The sequence below is a fragment of the Arthrobacter sp. Y3223151 genome (genome assembly GCF_059091125.1).
In genome coordinates, this window is sequence record NZ_JBNHGI010000005.1 from 14,845 (window position 1) to 31,906 (window position 17,062).

Sequence of the window (17,062 nt, forward strand, 5' to 3'; positions counted from 1 at the left end):
AGAACTGAGCCAAGCGGGTAGCGGAGACCCGGCCAGGCGGCAGCGGGCAACTACTTTGGGCAAAAGGCCCGGATCGTGAAACTCTTGACCTGAACAAGGAGGAAACTGCCGTGAACCCGCCACCCGGATCCCGCTCTTCGGCCGCCAAGAAGAGTGCCGTCACCGTCTCCTGGCGTGACGTCGAGCCGGCCGCCGTCGTGCTCGTCAGCGGTCCGGAAGAGTACTTGGCCCACCGGGCCAAGGAACGCATCCGGGGCCTCCTGCGCGGCCGGCACCCGGACCTCGAGCTGGTCCAGCTCGATGCCTCCGCCTACACCACCGGCGAGCTCACCATGCTGGCCAGCCCCAGCCTCTTCGGAGAAGCGAAACTCATCGAGGCGTCGTCGCTGGCGCAGATGAACGACGAGTTCCTCACGGACCTGCTGGCCTATGTGGCGGCACCGGCCGAGGACGTCTGGCTCGTCCTGCACCACGGGGGCGGAACCCGCGGCAAGAAACTGCTGGACGCGGTCAAGGCTTCCGGTGCCCCCGTGGTCGACTGCCAGGCCATGAAGAAGGACTCCGAAAAACTGGACTTCGTCCGGCAGGAGTTCAAGTCGGCCCGCCGGGCCATCGAACCCGCCGCGGCCCAGGCCCTGGTGGCCGCCGTCGGCTCGTCCCTTCCGGACCTGGCAGCCGCCTGTTCGCAATTGATTTCCGACGCCGAGAGTGCGGTCACCGAAGAGACGGTCGAGAAGTACTACGGCGGGCGGGTCGAGGCCACCGGATTCAAAGTCGCGGATGCGGCCATATCCGGCCGCGGCGCGGCCGCGCTGTCGTCCCTCCGGCACGCCCTGGCCACCGGGGTGGATCCCGTGCCGATCGTTGCCGTGCTGGCCATGAAGCTGCGCCAGATTGCCAAGGTCAAGAGCGCGTCGGCCAATGCGCGCGATCTGGGCATGGCGCCGTGGCAGTTCGACCAGGCCCGAAGGGACGCGCGGCTGTGGGAATCAGATGCCCTGGCCCGCTGCATCCAGGTTTTGGCCGAGACCGACGCCCAGGTCAAAGGCGAGGGCCGCGACCCGGAATATGCCGTGGAGCGGGCCGTTACCTTAATCGCCACCAGCGCGCGCCGCTGAACCTCAGGCGCCCCTGGCTCTTCCGCCGTGTCCCCGGACCCGGCTGCCCATGTAGCCGCCGAGGAAACCCCCGGTGATCGCAACGGCTGAGCCTGCCCGCGCCAGGCCGAAACCCAGCCCCTGACGTCCCTGCCGGCGGGCCAGCCACGAGCCGGCGAATACCAGGGTGGCTGCCGAGGTTGCACGGCCATGAACCAGGCCCCGAACGGCGCGTCGGGCAGAACAGCATGCGGCGGGATGGCTGTGTCCACCCCGCTGAAGACTCCCGGCGCCCGAGGACAACCAAAGGTACCCTCCGGGCGGGCCGTCGTCTGCAGCCGGACGGCCGGACGCACAAAAGCCGGAGGCCGCCTCCCCGAATGGGTGGCGGCCTCCGGCCTTGGCTTAGGTCGGCCTTTCGGCCGGAACGCGCTGCTTAGAGCGCGTTGACCTTCTTGGCCAGCGAAGACTTGTGGTTCGCGGCGTTGTTCTTGTGGATGACACCCTTGCTGACGGCCTTGTCGAGCTTCCGGCTAGCGGCAACCAGGGCGGTGGCGGCGGCGTCCTGGTCAGCGGACTGGACGGCACCGGTCACGGCGCGGATGGCGGTCTTCAGCTCGGACCGAACCGAGATGTTGCGCTGGCGTGCCTTCTCGTTGGTGAGGATGCGCTTCTTCTGGGACTTGATATTGGCCACGAAATAACTCTCTTTGTTGAGGAACTTGGTCTTTTGAGGGCAGTCGGTCCGGTCATTGACTGAGCGGCGTGGGGTACCGTAATGGCAACCGGCCCGAGGTGCCCGTCGACCTGCGCGGACACACAGCTATAAATGTTAGCAGATCCGCGCTCAGGGCGGCGGATCTGAGCGCGACCGACACGCCGCGCCCCGGCGGCGGGCCTGCGGGCGGCCGACACGCCGCGGCCCGGCCGATGCACAGCCCGGGACCGCCGGCCGCTCCTCCGATCAGCTCCAGCCGCGGCGGCGCATGGCCCGGGCAACCTCGTCGAACGAGGCCCGCGGCAGCACCGCTCCTTCGCGCCGGACCCGATCCGGCTCCAGTTGCAGCACGCGGTCGAGCTTAACTTCACTCGGGCGGCCCCGGACGTCCCAAGCGCCGGAGCCCAGATCCAGGTAGTCGCCGTCGCGCCGGCCGTCGTTGTTCCGGTCCCGTGTGGTCAGCATGAGCGCCAGCAAGCGGCCGCGGTGGTAGCCGATGACCAGGACGGGCCTGTCCTTGCCCCGCGTGTGGTCTTCTTCATACGGCACCCACGTCCAGACGATCTCGCCGGGATCCGGCGCACCGTCGGGCTCGGGGGAGTAGCTGATGGTCCCCGTGCCCCGGTAGTCGCCCGGATACGCCGAGCCCGGTCCGGTTTCCGCGCCCGGGCGGCGGGCCACGCCTCCTGAAAGCTGGCCCTGCCTGCCGCCCATCGGTCCGCGCCGCTGCGTGGAACCTCCCGAGTGTCCGGCACCGGACAGCCCGCGGACGGCCCGGACGGCGGAGCGAAGGAGACGGTTGAGGCCGCGCTGGGAAAATGCCATGGCCCTAGGCTACCGACGGCGGCACGTGCGGGAAATCGGCGCGTCTGCCGTTTCGGCACGGCCGCGATATGGGCGGGTCTGCCGTTTCGGCACCACCGCGAGAGCGGCGGGTCCGTCGATCCGGCACATGAGCGATCTCGCCAGCTACGCGCCCGGGTGCGCGGATCACGGGCCGGCATGGGACACTTATAGTTGAGCAAATTCAGCGTGCTGGTCGACCCGGCCGCATTGCCGTAGCCCGCTTGTCTGAGAGTAAGGAACCATCTGTGTCACCGATGGCCCGCACCGCGCCGGTGCCTGCCGCCACCGATCCGGCGATCATCAGGAACTTTTGCATCATCGCCCACATCGACCACGGCAAGTCCACTCTTGCCGACCGGATGCTCCAGCTCACCGGCGTGGTCCAGCCGCGCGACATGAAGGCCCAGTATTTGGACCGGATGGACATCGAGCGGGAACGCGGCATCACCATCAAGTCCCAGGCCGTTCGCATGCCGTGGGAGCTTGACGACGTCAGTTACGCCCTGAACATGATCGACACCCCGGGCCACGTGGACTTCACCTATGAAGTTTCGCGGTCGCTGGCAGCCTGCGAAGGCGCGGTCCTGCTGGTGGACGCGGCCCAGGGCATCGAGGCCCAGACGCTGGCCAACCTCTACCTGGCGATGGAGAACGACCTCACCATCATCCCGGTCCTGAACAAGATCGACCTGCCGGCCGCGCAGCCGGAAAAGTACGCGGCCGAGCTGGCGAACCTGATCGGCGGCGATCCCGAAGACGTGCTAAAGGTCTCCGGCAAGACCGGCGTGGGCGTCGAAGCGCTGCTGGACAAGATCGTGCGCGACCTGCCGGCACCGACGGGCGACGCGGACGCACCGGCCCGCGCGATGATCTTCGACTCGGTCTACGACACCTACCGCGGTGTGGTCACGTATGTCCGGGTGGTCGACGGCAAGCTTTCGCCGCGCGAACGCATCCAGATGATGTCCACCCGGGCCAGCCACGAGCTGCTCGAGATCGGAGTCAGCTCGCCCGAACCCACCCCGTCCAACGGCCTGGGCGTCGGGGAGGTCGGCTACCTGATCACCGGCGTGAAGGACGTCCGCCAGTCCAAGGTCGGCGACACCGTCACCAACCTGCTCAAGCCGGCAGCGGAGTCCCTCGGCGGCTACGCAGACCCCAAGCCCATGGTCTTTTCCGGGCTCTACCCGATCGACGGCACGGACTATCCGGTACTGCGCGACGCGCTGGACAAACTCAAGCTCAACGACGCGGCACTGATCTACGAGCCGGAGACCTCCGCCGCTCTCGGCTTCGGCTTCCGGGTCGGCTTCCTCGGGCTGCTGCACCTGGAAATCACCCGGGAACGGCTTGAAGCCGAGTTCAACCTGGACCTGATCTCCACGGCCCCCAACGTGGTCTACGAGGTCACGCTGGAGGACAAGAAGGTCCTGACGGTCACCAACCCGAGCGAATATCCCGACGGGAAGGTTTCCGAGGTCCGGGAGCCGATGGTCTCGGCGACCATCCTCGCGCCCAACGAGTTCGTCGGCACCATCATGGAGCTCTGCCAAGGCCGCCGCGGCGAGATGAAGGGGATGGACTACCTCTCCGAGGACCGCGTGGAGCTGCGCTACCGGCTGCCGCTGGCGGAAATCGTCTTCGACTTCTTCGACAACCTCAAGTCGCGCACCCGCGGCTATGCCTCGCTGGACTGGAAGGCCGACGGCGAGCAGGTGGCCGACCTGGTCAAGGTGGATATCCTGCTGCAGGGCGAACAGGTCGACGCGTTCAGCGCCATCACGCACCGCGAGAAGGCCTACAGCTACGGCGTGATGATGACCTCCAAGCTGCGCGAACTCATCCCGCGCCAGCAGTTCGAGGTACCCATCCAGGCCGCCATCGGTTCCCGCATCATCGCGCGCGAAAACATCCGCGCCATCCGCAAGGACGTGCTGGCGAAGTGCTACGGCGGCGACATCTCCCGTAAGCGCAAGCTGCTGGAGAAGCAGAAGGAAGGCAAGAAGCGGATGAAGATGGTCGGCCGCGTGGAGGTCCCGCAGGAGGCCTTCATCGCCGCGCTGTCGTCGGATGACTCCAAGGACAAGGCAAAGAAGTAGTTCCGCAGTGCTTGTGACAACAACGACGACGGCGGAGGCGCGCCTCAGTGCCTAGCGTCCTGCCCCTGGGGGACCCGGCGCCGGCCGACGGCCTGCTGCCCGCACAGGCAGCGGCGGGCGCGGAGGACCGGGTGTTCTGCCTGTATGTCCACATCCCGTTCTGCCGGGTGCGCTGCGGCTACTGCGATTTCAACACCTACACCGCCAAGGAACTGGGTTCCGGGGCCTCGCAGGATGAGTACTCGGGCACGCTGAACACCGAACTGGAGCTGGCCGCGCGGGTCCTGCGCGAGTCCGGCGTGCCGGAGCGGCCGCTGGCCACTGTCTTCTTTGGCGGCGGCACGCCCACCCTGCTGCCGGCGGCGGACCTGGCGTCGATGCTTCGCAGGGCCGCGGGCCTGTGGGGTCTGGAGCCGGGCGCCGAGGTCACCACGGAGGCCAACCCGGACTCGGTGACGCCGCAGTCGCTGGAGATCCTGGCCGAGGCCGGTTTCACCCGGGTGTCCTTCGGCATGCAGTCGGCCGTGCCGCACGTCCTGCGGGTGCTCGACCGTACGCACGACCCGGAGCGGGTGCCGCAGGCGGTGCAGTGGGCACGCGACGCCGGGCTGAACGTCAGCCTCGACCTGATCTACGGCACGCCGGGCGAATCCATCGCGGACTGGGAAGCCAGCCTCGACTCCGCGATCGCCTGCACGCCGGACCATATCTCCGCCTACGCCCTGATCGTCGAGGAAGGCACCAAGCTTGCCGCCCAGATCCGCCGCGGCGAAGTGCCCGGCATCGACGACGACGACCATGCCGCCAAGTATGAGATCGCCGACGCGCGGCTCGGCGCGGCAGGCTTCGGCTGGTACGAGGTCAGCAACTGGGCCCGCACTCCCGAGGACCGCTGCCGGCACAACCTGGCCTACTGGCGCGGGGACGACTGGTGGGGAGCCGGTCCGGGCGCACATTCGCACGTGGGCGGCGTCCGGTGGTGGAACGTGAAGCACCCCGCGGCGTACGCCCAGCGGCTGGCCACGGGGGTATCTCCGGCAGCCGGCCGCGAAACGCTGGACACCGGCACCCGCCAGCTGGAACACGTGATGCTCCAGACCCGCATCATCGACGGGCTGCAGACCCGGGACCTGGGCCCGAACGGCCGGAAGGCCGTGGCCGGGCTGATCGCCGACGCCCTGGTCGACCCGGCCGCGGCCTTCGCCGGGACCATCCGGCTCACCCTCAAGGGCCGGCTGCTGGCCGATGCCGTGGTGCGGCGGCTGCTCGAGGACTGACCGTGCCGGCCTCCAGCGACCGGCCGATCCGGTGCAGGGCCGCCTCGTAGGCGGAGTCCCAGCTCCACCCGGCCGCCGGGGCGCCCGCCAGCTCCAGCGAGACGAGACCGTGGACCTGGCCCCACACCACGCCGACCATGGACGCGACGTCGTCGTCCGATGCCCCGGGCAGGGCGGCGGCGACGGCGGCAAACAGCGGCGCGATCGCCGGTTCCGCGGCACCGGGCGTCGGCTGGCACGGCACCTGGCTGGCCAATGAACCGCCGAACATGAGGCCGTACAGGACAGGATGCTCGAGGGCCCACGCCCGATAGGCCCTGCCCAGCGCCTCCATTCCGTCGGGAGCGGCGCGCTGTTGGGAGGCGGCGAAGGAGGCGAAACCGTCGTCGAGGATGGCGGTGAGCAGCTCCGCCTTCCCGCCGAAGAGCGAGTACACCGCCGTCGTTGACGTCCCGGCCGCCGCCGCGATCGCCCGGAGCGACACGGCGGGGGCGCCGTCGCGGGCGATCAGGGCCGCGGCAGTATCGAGGAGCGTGCGGCGCAGCGAATCATCGTGGACTATGGGTCTTGCCATGACCCCAGTATTCCATAACAATGTTCTGTAACACTGTTATGAAAGGAATCGGCTCATGTCGGAACAAGTACACACAGGACGGTTCACGGCCGACCCGGGCGGCGAACGGGTTACCGTCTTCCTCATCGGGATGCGGGCCAACCGATGGTGGAAGCTCGGCAGGGTGGCCCGCACCGCGTCGGCGATGCCGGCGATGCTGGCGCACCTGGCGGCCTCGCCGGAGGCCGGGCTGCTGGGCTTCCACCAGTGGTTCGGGCGGACCACGATCATGGTCAGCTACTGGAAAAGCCCGGAACATTTGCAGCGGTTCGCCTCCGACCGCTCGGCGCCGCACCTGGAACCCTGGCGGCGGTTCATGCGCGAATCGGCCGGCAGCGGGGACGTCGGCGTCTGGCACGAGACCTACGAGACGGTGCCGGGGGGCCGGGAGAGTGTCTACAGCGACATGCCGCGCTTCGGCCTGGCCGCGGCGACCGCCCACGTGCCGATCGCGGCGGGGATGAACACCGCCCGCCAGCGGTTGGCGCGGCAGGCAGGGTAGGAGGCCGGCAGTCTGGCGGAGCGGCAGGGCTGGCGGGATGCCAGGGCTAGCGGAACAGGCGCAGGTTGTAGGCGTACCGGTAGGGAACGCCGCGGTTGCACTTGACGCCGGCAATGACGGAATAGACCGTGAGGAAGACCCAGATGGAGGCCGCGATGACGGCAAAGAGCCCGCTGACCGCCGGGATGACGATCAGCAGGTTCGCAATGATCGCCACCACCGTGGGCGGAACGGTGAAGTTCAGTGCCTCTTTGGACTCCTGGGCGGTGAAGGGGCCCCGGTCCTTGAAGATCAGGTAGATCGCCAGCGACGGGAAGCAGCCCAGGATGCCGCCGAAGTGCGCCATGGTGGCCCATTGCCGGTCCTCCGAAGGGGTCAGGGGCAAAGCGGACGCCGACGCGCTCTGGTACTGCTGGCGCGGAGCGGACTTGCGCTCCGGCTGCTGCTTACGCGCAGAGTTCTCGGACACTGGACCTACCTTCGGAAAATCTTCTGATGGCTCACTTCTGTTCCTAGCCTAGCCGTTCCACCCCGTCACCCGGTGCATTCCGCGAGCGCCGGCGCCGGCCGGGACCGGCTCAAACGGTCAGGAAATCGATGACTTCTTCCACCCGGCCCAGGAGGCTGGGCTCCAGGTCGGCATAGGTGTTGACACTGCCCAGCAGCCTCTTCCAGCCGTCGGCGATGTCGATCTGGGTCCGGTGCGGCCAGCCGAGGCCGGCGAGGATGCCGGTCTTCCAATCGGTGCCGCGCGGAACCACCGGCCACGCGGACCGCCCGATGACCGCCGGTTTGATGGCCTGCCAAACATCGACGTAGGGGTGGCCCACAATCAGTACGTTGCCCGCTGCCGCGGGCACGGCCATGGCGGCCTCGGCTATCCGCCACTCCTTGGAGTTGGGGACCAGGTGGTCCACCAAAATGCCGAGCCTGCGCTGCGGACCGGGGGAGAAGTCCGCCACGGCCGCCGCCAAATCGTCCACGCCGTGCAGGGGTTCGACCACGATTCCCTCTACCCGGAGGTCGTCTCCCCAGACCTTTTCCACGAGTTCGGCGTCATGCTTGCCTTCGACCCAGATCCTGCTGGCCCGCGCGACCCTGGCACGCTGGCCCTCGACCTTGACCGAACCGGAGGCCGTCCGTTGCCGGACGGGTGCCTTCTGCGCGGGCGCCGCCGGCACCACCTTCACCGGCTCGCCCTCGAACAGGAAGCCGAAACCCAGCGGAAACGAGCGGACCTTGCCCCGGCGGTCTTCCAGCGACACCAGATGCACACCGCCGGACTTCTCCACCCGGACGACGGCGCCCACCCACCCGCTCTGTGCGTCCTCGAGCACCAGTCCCGGTTCGGCGCCGATTTCGCGCAGTGCCCGGGCCTTGGGGGCGGTGAGATCCTGGGGGCCCCAGCCGTAGCTGCTCATAAACTTTAAGTCCTCTGCTGGTTGTGGTCCTCACGGCACGGCCGCCCGACAATGCTAACAACGGCGGCGACGTATTAGACTTAGCACTTGGACGTGTTGAGTGCTAACGGTCTGTCCGCAGACGAGTTGGAGACAGGAGGAGTGCAGTGAGCGAGGTCCGGAGGCTGGAAGTGCTCCGCGCCATTGTCGAAGACTATGTGCACTCGCGCGAGCCGGTGGGCTCCAAGGCACTGGTCGACCGGCACAGCCTGGGCGTGTCGTCAGCCACGATCCGCAACGACATGGCGGCGCTGGAGGAAGAGGGGCTGATCGTCGCCCCGCACACCAGCGCCGGCCGGATTCCCACGGACAAGGGCTACCGCCTGTTCGTGGACCGGATTTCGGACGTCAAGCCGCTCTCTGCCCCCGAGCGCCGCGCCATCCAGAAACTGCTGGAAGGCGCCGACGACCTCGACGATGTCATGGAACGCACCGTGCGGTTGCTGTCCCAGTTGACCAACCAGGTGGCCGTCATCCAGTATCCCCAGCTGGGTGCTGCCAAGGTGCGCCACATCGAATTCATCCTGCTGGCTCCCAAAAGGGCCCTGGTCGTGCTGATCGCGGACAACGGCAAGGTGGAGCAGCATGTCGCGGCGCTTCCGGCGGACGTCACCGAGGATGCCCTGTCCACGCTGCGCGCAGCGTTCCTGTCGGCGCTGTCCGGGAAACCGCTGGCGGCGGTGCCGGGGCTGCTGAAGACCTTCCCGGTGCCGCCGCAGACGGCACCGGCGGGCACGGTCGAGGCCTTGGCGTCGCAGCTTTCGCAGCTTGCCGCGGCCACGAACGAGGAGCGGATCCTGATGGCCGGCACGGCCAACCTGGCCCGTTCCACGGTCGACTTCCAGCTGAGCATCGGTCCCATCCTCGAGGCTCTTGAAGAACAGGTGGTGCTGCTGCAGTTGCTCTCCGAACTGCATCAGGACGCGCGTGGCATGTCGGTGAGCATCGGCAGCGAAAACCCCTACGGTTCGCTGGCCGAAACCTCCGTGGTGGCCACCGGGTACGGCCCGGGCGCGACGGCCAAGGTCGGCATCCTCGGCCCCACCCGGATGGACTATCCCACCACCATGGCCGCGGTGCGCGCCGTCGCACGTTATTTGTCACGGATCCTCGCCGGCTAGCCACACGCCGCGCAGTGTCCGCACCGGCCGTCGGCGCCGGTGAACCGATCCCCAGGAAGTGAAGTACTACAAGGTGAGTAACCACTACGACGCCCTCGGTGTCAGCCAGGACGCCTCCACCGAGGAAATCAAGAAGGCCTACCGCAAGCTGGCCCGCAAGCTGCATCCGGATGTGAACCCCGGCCCGGAGGCAGCCGAACAGTTTAAGCAGGTCAGCCACGCCTACGAGGTGCTGTCCGACCCGCAGAAGCGGCGCATCTACGACACCACCGGCAACGAGAACGGCAATGACACCGGCTTCGGCGGTGGCTTCTCCGGGTCCGGGTTCGCCTTCCAGGACATCTTCGAAAGCTTCTTCGGCGGCGCCGGGGCGGGCGGCGCCGGTCCGGCCTCCCGGACCCGCCGCGGCCAGGATGCCCTGATCAATGTGCGGATCGACCTCAAGGACGCGGTCTTCGGGGTCAACAAGAAAATCGAAGTGGACACCGCCGTCGTCTGCCCCACCTGCGACGGCAGTTGCTGCCGCCCCGGCACCAGCCCGCGCACCTGCGACATCTGCGGCGGTTCCGGCCAGGTCCAGCGTGCGGTGCGGTCCATCCTGGGCCAGGTCATGACCACTGCCGCGTGCGGCAGCTGCCAGGGCTTCGGCACGGTCATTCCCGACCCCTGCAACGAGTGCAACGGGGAAGGCCGCGTCCGCAGCCGGCGTTCGCTCACCATCAAGCTCCCGGCGGGCGTCGGGACCGGAACGCGGATCCAGCTGGCCGGCCAGGGCGAAGCAGGCCCTGCCGGCGGCCCGCAGGGCGACCTGTATGTGGAAATCCGCGTCAACCCGGACAAGAACTTCATCCGCGAGGGTGACGACCTGCATGTCACGCTCTCGGTGCCGATGACCGCTGCCGCGCTGGGCACCGACCTTACGCTGGACACCTTCGACGGCGAACAGGAAGTCAGCATCAAGCCTGGCACGCAGGCGGGCGAGACCCTCACCCTGCGCGGCCTGGGCGTGACCCACCTGCGCGGTTACGGCCGCGGCGACCTGCAGGTGCACGTGCATGTGGAGACGCCCAGCAAGCTGGATGCGGAGCAGGAGGACCTGCTGCGCCGGCTGGCCCGGGCCCGCGGCGAGGAATACACCGAGGGCAAGCTGGCGTCCTCCGGCACGGGCGTCTTCGCCCGCCTGCGGGACCGGCTCGGTAACCTCTAGGCGTGACCAGCCACCTGTTCTTCACGGCTCCGGGCGAGCTCGACGACGTCGCTCCGGGCGACAGCTTCACCCTGGCCGGGGACGAGGCGCGGCACGCCGTCACCGTCAAGCGGATCGAGCCGGGTGAAGCCGTCGATCTGGCCGACGGGCTGGGCCGGCGGCTGATAGGGGAGGCCGTTGCCGGCACGTCCGGCCAGCTCACCGTCCGCGCGCTCCGGATCCTGCAGGAACCGAGGCCGGACCCGGAGTTGGTGCTGGTGCAGGCGCTGGCCAAGGGAAACCGCGACGAACTTGCCATCGAAGCGGCCACCGAACTGGGCGTCGATGCCGTGGTGCCGTGGCAGGCCGAACGCAGCATCGTGCGCTGGAAGGCGGACAAGGCGGCCAAGGGAGCGGCGAAATGGCAGCTGGCGGTCCGGGCGGCCGCCAAGCAGTCGCGGCGTGCCCGCGTTCCGGAGGTGGAGCCGCTGGTGGAACGGGCCGGGCTCTGTGCCCTGATCCGGGACAGCCGGCTCTCGCTGCTGCTGCACGAGGACGCCGCAGGCAGCGTTGCCGACGCCGTGGAGGCGGCCGGGTTGCGTGCCGGCTCAGCCGCCGGGGAGCGCGGCGGAAACGACGGCGCCGGTGCCCGGCCAGGTGCCCAGCCCGGGGGCCGGACCGGCGGCGTGGCGCGCGTGCTGATGATTGTGGGCCCCGAAGGCGGGATGAGCCAGGCCGAAGTGGACGCGATGCTCGACGCCGGGGCGGTGGCGGTGCGGCTGGGGCCGCACGTCCTGCGTTCCTCCACGGCCGGGCCCGCCGCCTTGACCTTGCTCAGCGAGTTGCTGGGCCGCTGGCGCTGACCGCGTCCGTCAGCAGAACCGGCCTAGGTGATGGTGAAGACCTTACTGTCCGCATTCTGCCGTTCGTCGGTCCGCCCGTCCTGGTCCTCTTGGAACACGTACAGCTGGTAGGTGCCCGGATCCAGCTTCTGGCTGAACCGGAACTCGCCGATCTGCCCGCTGTCGGCATCAACGAGGGCCGTGCCGTCCTTGACCAGTTCGCCTTCGGACGTGTCGTCGGAGCCGGCAAGGCGAAAAATCTGCCAGCTCAGTTCCGATTCGTACGCGACGCCGCGGCCGAACACCTCCACGCGTCCGGCGGCGGTGGCACCGTCGGCCGGATCGATGATCCATACCGGGGCCGCCATGCTGCTGTTCCGGCCCATCGGCTGGCCCAGCGGCACATGGCCAAAGGCTTCGTAACCGTGATGCCCGTCCACGAGGATGACCACTTCCAACGGATCGTCCGACGTGCTCAGCCCGGCGTTCGCCGCCGCGGCAGTGGCGGTGAAGACCAGTTGTTGCACGGCCCGTTCGGCGATGCCGGCATCCACGCGGCGGCTGAAGGCGTCCGAGGAAATGTCCAGCGTGATGACCGAACCGTTGGTGATGGACGCGCCCACCTTGCTCGCCGGGCTGAGCGGGTTGAAATAGTCGGGATCGAGGGGCTGCAGCCGCGTCAGCGCGGCCACCGCCGTCGTGATGGGATCACCCAGGTTCTCCGCCTGGCGGTATTCGCGGTACAGGAACACGTTGTCGGCGTTGGTGCCCAGCCAGTAGATGGGAGAGAGTTCCGAAGAGCGCAGGGTTTCGACCGGCACGCTGGAGACCAGGGGGCTGCTGGCCGAAGCGGGGGCGGTGGGATCCGGCATCGAGGTCTGGCCGCCGCCGCCACCGCCGGCGGCCTGCGGCGAGCATCCGAGCAGCACCAGCGACGAGGCAGTGACCAGCGCCAACCACGCACCGAAGCGGCGTGTCGGGACCGGGCCTGCGGGCTGCCGGAGCTGATTGCTGGCGATGCTTTCGATCCCTTCTGACGTGGGCAATGACCGGGTGGGTGTGGGCCGAAAAGGGCTGCTGCCTCCTTTCCTGCCTCACTAGCTTGGCACAGGGGAGGGGGGCTGATGGCTGCTTTAACCAGCGCTCAACCGGACTGATGCAGGATTGATGCAGGATCGATACCAAGGCGTTTTTCGTCCCCGCAGAGGACGGTGCGGCGGCTCGTGCCGTAGCATGGACGTGTACCGTCGGGACCGGATTCATTTCCGGTTACCGCCAGCAAGCGCCCACCGAAGGAGCGATGAAAGGCCACATCGGCCGGACTATGTCCCAATCACGCCTGGATGTCGATCCGCTGGGATCAAGCAGCCGTTCCGTCCATTTCGATTCGTCGGAACACATGGTCAGGGCGCTCGGCGCCCACGACGAGGTGCTGCGGGTCATCGAGTCGGAGTTCAGCGATGTGGACCTGCATGTACGCGGCAACGAACTTTCCATCACCGGCCCCGCCGACGCGGTGCAGCTCACGCTCAACGTGGTGGAAGAAATCCGCGCCCTGGCGGCGAAGGATACGAGGATCACCGCGCAGGTGGTCGCCCAGCTGCTGCGCATGCTCGGCGAACAGTCGGCGCAGCGGCCGGCCGAGGTCCTGACGCTGAACATCCTCTCCTCGCGCGGCCGCAACATCCGGCCGAAGACCCTGAACCAGAAGAACTACGTCGAAGCCATCGACAACCACACCGTGGTCTTCGGGATCGGCCCCGCGGGCACCGGCAAGACCTACCTGGCGATGGCCAAGGCGGTACAGGCCCTGCAGCACAAAGAGGTCAATCGCATCATTCTGACCCGTCCCGCCGTCGAGGCGGGGGAGCGGCTGGGCTTCCTTCCGGGCACGCTCAGCGACAAGATCGACCCGTACCTGCGCCCGCTCTACGACGCCCTGCACGACATGATGGACCCGGAGTCGATTCCGCGCCTGATGGCCGCAGGCACCATTGAGGTGGCGCCGCTGGCCTACATGCGCGGGCGCACGCTCAACGACGCGTTCATCATCCTGGACGAGGCGCAGAACACCACTCCGGAACAGATGAAGATGTTCCTCACCCGGCTGGGCTTCGGTTCCAAGATGGTCGTGACCGGCGACGTGACGCAGATCGACCTGCCGAACGGCACCAGCTCGGGCCTGAAGATCGTCAGCGAAATACTCGACGGCGTGGAAGACGTCCGCTTCTCCCGGCTGGACGCCACCGACGTGGTCCGCCACCGGCTGGTCAGCGACATCGTGACGGCGTACAGCCGCTGGGACGAGTCCCGGCGCGGCGAGGGCGGCCGGGACGAATCGCGCCGCTCGGACGGCGGCCGGGGACCGCGCCGCGCACCCGCGGCCAGGCGTAAGACGGACGTGGAAGCCGGCCCGGAGGATCGAGCATGAGCATCGAGGTCAACAACGAATCGGCCGTCGCCGCCAACGAGGAAGAGCTGGTGCGGCTGGCACGGTTCGTGCTGGACTCCCTCTACGTCCATCCGGAAGCGGAACTGTCCATCATCATGGTCGACACCGAAGCGATGGAGCGGCTGCACATCGAGTGGATGGACGAGCCGGGCGCCACCGACGTGCTGTCCTTCCCGATGGACGAACTGCGTCCCGGCACCGCGATGAAGCCGGGCCCGCCCGGGGTGCTGGGCGACATCGTGATCTGCCCGCAGGTGGCGCAGGAGCAGGCGAAGAAGGCCGGCCACGGCCTGTTGGACGAAATGCTGCTGCTGACCACGCACGGCATCCTGCATCTGCTCGGTTTCGACCACGCCGAGCCGGCCGAGAAGGAAGAGATGTTCGGCCTGCAGCGCCAGTTGCTGTCCTCCTTCACCGGCAAGGCAGCCCCCACCGAAACCACCCTGTAGAGACCGGCGATGCTCTGGATACTCGCCGGCATGACGCTGGCTTTCACGCTGTTCGCCGGGGTGCTGACCGCCGCCGAGGCCGCCTTCACCTACTTGCCGCGCCACGACGCCGAAAACCTGCTGCGTTCCGGCCGGAGCCGCAGCCTGCGCCTCATCCTGGCCTCGCCGGCGGCCCACATGCACGGGCTGCGTTTCTGGCGCGTCTGGTTCGAGATGGCCGCCGCCGTCGCCATCGCCCTGCTGTTCCACGACCTGCTGGACAACATCTGGCTGGCCGGACTGCTGGCCACCGTCACCATGGCCGCCGTCGGATTCGTGCTGGTCGGGGTTTCCCCGCGGCAACTGGGCCGGATGCACGCCGGCGCCGTCGTGCTTTCCACCGCCTTGCTGGTCAGGCTGCTGCGCTCGATCCTCGGCCCGGTGCCCCAATGGCTGGTCCGTTTGGGCAGCACGGTTGCCCCGAACGCGCCGCGCGCCGACGCGGCCTTCTTCACGGAAGAGGAGTTCCGCGAACTCGTGGACCGGGCCAACGAGTCCGACATGATCGAGGACACCGAGGCGGAACTGATCCACTCCGTCTTCGAGCTGGGCGATACCAAGGTCCGGGCGGTGATGGTGCCGCGCACGGACATGCTCAGCATCGACTCCGGCTCCACCCTGCAGGAGGCCATGACGCTGTTCCTGCAGTCGGGCTATTCGCGGATCCCCGTGATCATGGACACCGCGGACCAGATCCGCGGCATCGTCTACCTGAAGGACGTGGCCGCCAGGATCCACGGCCGGGCCGACCACGGCGCCGGCATGCTGGTGGACCAGATCTGCCGCGAGGTCCGCTACGTGCCCGAGTCGAAGTCGGTCGGCGAGCTGCTGCAGGAAATGCAGCGCGAGTCCACGCACGTGGCGATCGTGATCGACGAATACGGCGGCACCGCCGGCCTGGTCACGCTGGAGGACCTCATCGAGGAGATCGTCGGCGAGATCGTCGACGAATACGACACCGAGCGCCCCGAAATCGAGGCGCTGCCGGACGGCCTGTACCGGGTCAGCGCGCGCACCAGCATCGACGACGTCGGCGAGCTGTTCAATCTGGAGCTGGACGACGAAGAGGTGGACACCGTCGGCGGGCTGCTGGCCAAGAGCCTCGGCCGGGTGCCGATCGTCGGCAGCGAAGTGGAGCTGGACGGCCTGCATTTGCGCGCCGAACGGCTGGAGGGCCGGCGCAACCGCGTCAGCCATGTCCTGGCCTGGTATGAAGCGCCCGCCCGGGACCAGTACGCCAACGACGACGGCGCTGCCGCCGCCGATGACCCCGCCCGCTTGCCCGGGACGGAGAGGGAACGATGACCAACCCCGAAAACGCCACTGGCGAAGAGAGCACCGACAAGGCCATGGCCATGCCTTCCAGCGGCTGGCCCAAGGACTACCGCGCCGGTTTCGTGTCGCTCGTGGGCCGCCCGAACGCGGGCAAGTCCACGCTGACAAACGCGCTGGTCGGGCAGAAGGTGGCCATCACCTCCGCCAAGCCGCAGACCACGCGGCACACCATCCGCGGCATCGTGCACCGGCCGGATGCCCAGCTGGTGCTGGTGGACACGCCCGGCCTGCACCGGCCCCGGACCCTGCTGGGGCAGCGGCTGAACGACCTGGTGGCGGACACGCTTGCGGAAGTGGACGCGATCGGCTTCTGCCTGCCGGCCAACGAGAAAATCGGCCCCGGCGACCGCTTCATTGCCAACCAGCTGGCCGCCCTGTCCGGCAAGCCGGTGGTGGCACTGGTCACCAAGACGGACCTGATGGACAAGCAGGCGCTGGCCGAGCAGCTGCTGGCGGTCGCGGCGCTGGGCGCGGAGATCTTCGGCCCGGACGGTTTTGCCGACATCGTGCCGGTTTCCGCCGCCAAGGGGGACCAGGTCCAGACGGTCGCCGATGTGCTGGTCCGGCAGATGCCGCTGTCGCCGCCGCTCTATCCCGACGGCGAGCTCACGGACGAACCCGAGGCCGTCATGGTGGCCGAACTGGTCCGGGAGGCGGCGCTGGAGGGCGTGCGCGACGAACTGCCCCACTCGCTGGCCGTGGTGGTCGAGGAGATCGTTCCGCGCGAAGGCCGCAGCGCCGACAACCCGCTGCTGGATGTCCGGGTGAACCTCTTCGTGGAACGTCCGTCGCAGAAGGCCATCATCATCGGCAAGGGCGGGGAGAGGCTCCGTGACGTTGGAACCCGCGCCCGCAAGGGGATCGAGGGCCTGCTGGGCACCCGCGTCTACCTGGACCTGCACGTGAAAATAGCCAAGGACTGGCAACGCGATCCCAAGCAGCTGGTGCGGCTCGGTTTCTGAGCCTCCGGCGCCGCCGGGAACTTTCCCGGGTCGCAACCCGTAGAATACTTAGCGGCCGGTGATT

17 protein-coding genes are annotated in these 17,062 nt (G+C 68.3%); 11 read left to right on the plus strand and 6 right to left on the minus strand.

Annotated elements, in window-relative coordinates; translation table 11 throughout:
- Window positions 1–110 precede the first annotated feature (110 nt).
- Entirely contained in the window at window positions 111–1,118 is a 1,008-nt protein-coding gene (holA, locus tag AC5RUP_RS09030; RefSeq protein ID WP_494154923.1) for a DNA polymerase III subunit delta, read from the plus strand.
- Between the two features lie 415 nt (window positions 1,119–1,533).
- Here the strand turns inward: holA and rpsT are convergent, their stop codons facing one another.
- The gene (gene rpsT / locus AC5RUP_RS09035; RefSeq protein WP_493978395.1) at window positions 1,534–1,794 is read right to left on the minus strand and encodes a 30S ribosomal protein S20; all 261 of its coding nucleotides are present in this window, start codon (window positions 1,792–1,794) and stop codon (window positions 1,534–1,536) included.
- Between the two features lie 267 nt (window positions 1,795–2,061).
- Window positions 2,062–2,640 (minus strand): type II toxin-antitoxin system PemK/MazF family toxin, encoded by a 579-nt coding sequence (locus AC5RUP_RS09040; protein ID WP_494154758.1) that lies wholly within the window; start codon window positions 2,638–2,640, stop codon window positions 2,062–2,064.
- Window positions 2,641–2,906: 266 nt separating this feature from the next.
- On the opposite strand from AC5RUP_RS09040, the gene lepA reads away from it, so the two are divergent.
- A complete protein-coding gene (lepA, locus tag AC5RUP_RS09045) occupies window positions 2,907–4,760 on the plus strand; it encodes a translation elongation factor 4 (RefSeq protein ID WP_493999775.1) in 1,854 nt (617 codons plus the stop codon).
- 47 nt (window positions 4,761–4,807) lie between these two features.
- A complete protein-coding gene (gene hemW, locus AC5RUP_RS09050; protein WP_494154757.1) occupies window positions 4,808–6,037 on the plus strand; it encodes a radical SAM family heme chaperone HemW in 1,230 nt (409 codons plus the stop codon).
- Here hemW and AC5RUP_RS09055 read toward each other — a convergent pair.
- Window positions 5,985–6,611 (minus strand): TetR-like C-terminal domain-containing protein, encoded by a 627-nt coding sequence (locus AC5RUP_RS09055; protein WP_494158478.1) that lies wholly within the window; start codon window positions 6,609–6,611, stop codon window positions 5,985–5,987. The genes hemW and AC5RUP_RS09055 overlap by 53 nt on opposite strands.
- 55 nt (window positions 6,612–6,666) lie before the next feature.
- Here AC5RUP_RS09055 and AC5RUP_RS09060 point away from each other — a divergent pair, with 55 nt between their 5' ends.
- Window positions 6,667–7,152, plus strand: a complete 486-nt coding sequence (locus tag AC5RUP_RS09060) for a DUF4188 domain-containing protein (RefSeq protein WP_494154554.1) — start codon at window positions 6,667–6,669, stop codon at window positions 7,150–7,152.
- A gap of 46 nt (window positions 7,153–7,198) precedes the next feature.
- Here the strand turns inward: AC5RUP_RS09060 and AC5RUP_RS09065 are convergent, their stop codons facing one another.
- Both AC5RUP_RS09065 and AC5RUP_RS09070 read right to left on the minus strand, forming a co-directional pair.
- A complete protein-coding gene (locus tag AC5RUP_RS09065; protein WP_494067883.1) occupies window positions 7,199–7,621 on the minus strand; it encodes a DUF4870 domain-containing protein in 423 nt (140 codons plus the stop codon).
- A gap of 109 nt (window positions 7,622–7,730) precedes the next feature.
- The gene (locus AC5RUP_RS09070; protein ID WP_494067882.1) at window positions 7,731–8,573 is read right to left on the minus strand and encodes a DUF3097 domain-containing protein; all 843 of its coding nucleotides are present in this window, start codon (window positions 8,571–8,573) and stop codon (window positions 7,731–7,733) included.
- A gap of 146 nt (window positions 8,574–8,719) precedes the next feature.
- Here AC5RUP_RS09070 and hrcA point away from each other — a divergent pair, with 146 nt between their 5' ends.
- The 3 genes from hrcA (at window position 8,720) to AC5RUP_RS09085 (ending at window position 11,782) form a co-directional block, all read left to right on the plus strand.
- Complete coding sequence (gene hrcA, locus AC5RUP_RS09075; RefSeq protein ID WP_494067881.1) at window positions 8,720–9,733, plus strand: heat-inducible transcriptional repressor HrcA; 1,014 nt, start codon at window positions 8,720–8,722, stop codon at window positions 9,731–9,733.
- Between the two features lie 73 nt (window positions 9,734–9,806).
- The gene (dnaJ, locus tag AC5RUP_RS09080; RefSeq protein ID WP_494001258.1) at window positions 9,807–10,940 is read left to right on the plus strand and encodes a molecular chaperone DnaJ; all 1,134 of its coding nucleotides are present in this window, start codon (window positions 9,807–9,809) and stop codon (window positions 10,938–10,940) included.
- 2 nt (window positions 10,941–10,942) lie between these two features.
- Complete coding sequence (locus AC5RUP_RS09085; RefSeq protein WP_494158479.1) at window positions 10,943–11,782, plus strand: 16S rRNA (uracil(1498)-N(3))-methyltransferase; 840 nt, start codon at window positions 10,943–10,945, stop codon at window positions 11,780–11,782.
- A 23-nt stretch (window positions 11,783–11,805) separates the two neighbouring features.
- Here AC5RUP_RS09085 and AC5RUP_RS09090 read toward each other — a convergent pair whose 3' ends face one another.
- Entirely contained in the window at window positions 11,806–12,717 is a 912-nt protein-coding gene (locus AC5RUP_RS09090; RefSeq protein ID WP_494154544.1) for a GerMN domain-containing protein, read from the minus strand.
- Between the two features lie 368 nt (window positions 12,718–13,085).
- On the opposite strand from AC5RUP_RS09090, the gene AC5RUP_RS09095 reads away from it, so the two are divergent.
- Genes AC5RUP_RS09095 through era form a run of 4 tightly spaced genes read left to right on the plus strand, consistent with a single transcriptional unit; the run spans window position 13,086 to window position 16,998 of the window.
- Window positions 13,086–14,192, plus strand: a complete 1,107-nt coding sequence (locus tag AC5RUP_RS09095; RefSeq protein WP_494067878.1) for a PhoH family protein — start codon at window positions 13,086–13,088, stop codon at window positions 14,190–14,192.
- A complete protein-coding gene (gene ybeY, locus AC5RUP_RS09100; protein WP_493978405.1) occupies window positions 14,189–14,662 on the plus strand; it encodes an rRNA maturation RNase YbeY in 474 nt (157 codons plus the stop codon). Before AC5RUP_RS09095 ends, ybeY begins: the two co-directional genes overlap by 4 nt.
- Before the next feature lie 9 nt (window positions 14,663–14,671).
- The gene (locus AC5RUP_RS09105; protein WP_494154543.1) at window positions 14,672–16,006 is read left to right on the plus strand and encodes a hemolysin family protein; all 1,335 of its coding nucleotides are present in this window, start codon (window positions 14,672–14,674) and stop codon (window positions 16,004–16,006) included.
- A gap of 44 nt (window positions 16,007–16,050) precedes the next feature.
- Window positions 16,051–16,998, plus strand: a complete 948-nt coding sequence (gene era, locus AC5RUP_RS09110; RefSeq protein ID WP_493978553.1) for a GTPase Era — start codon at window positions 16,051–16,053, stop codon at window positions 16,996–16,998.
- The last annotated feature ends 64 nt before the right edge of the window (window positions 16,999–17,062 follow it).

What these genes read in the sequence shown, in the direction of transcription:
- AC5RUP_RS09040 (WP_494154758.1), bottom strand. Translation starts at nt 2,640, where the DNA reads ATGGCATTTTCCCAGCGCGGCCTCAACCGTCTCCTTCGCTCCGCCGTC.
- AC5RUP_RS09055 (WP_494158478.1), bottom strand. Translation starts at nt 6,611, where the DNA reads ATGGCAAGACCCATAGTCCACGATGATTCGCTGCGCCGCACGCTCCTC.
- AC5RUP_RS09060 (WP_494154554.1), top strand. Translation starts at nt 6,667, where the DNA reads ATGTCGGAACAAGTACACACAGGACGGTTCACGGCCGACCCGGGCGGC.
- AC5RUP_RS09070 (WP_494067882.1), bottom strand. Translation starts at nt 8,573, where the DNA reads ATGAGCAGCTACGGCTGGGGCCCCCAGGATCTCACCGCCCCCAAGGCC.
- AC5RUP_RS09095 (WP_494067878.1), top strand. Translation starts at nt 13,086, where the DNA reads ATGTCCCAATCACGCCTGGATGTCGATCCGCTGGGATCAAGCAGCCGT.
- ybeY (WP_493978405.1), top strand. Translation starts at nt 14,189, where the DNA reads ATGAGCATCGAGGTCAACAACGAATCGGCCGTCGCCGCCAACGAGGAA.
- AC5RUP_RS09105 (WP_494154543.1), top strand. Translation starts at nt 14,672, where the DNA reads ATGCTCTGGATACTCGCCGGCATGACGCTGGCTTTCACGCTGTTCGCC.
- era (WP_493978553.1), top strand. Translation starts at nt 16,051, where the DNA reads ATGGCCATGCCTTCCAGCGGCTGGCCCAAGGACTACCGCGCCGGTTTC.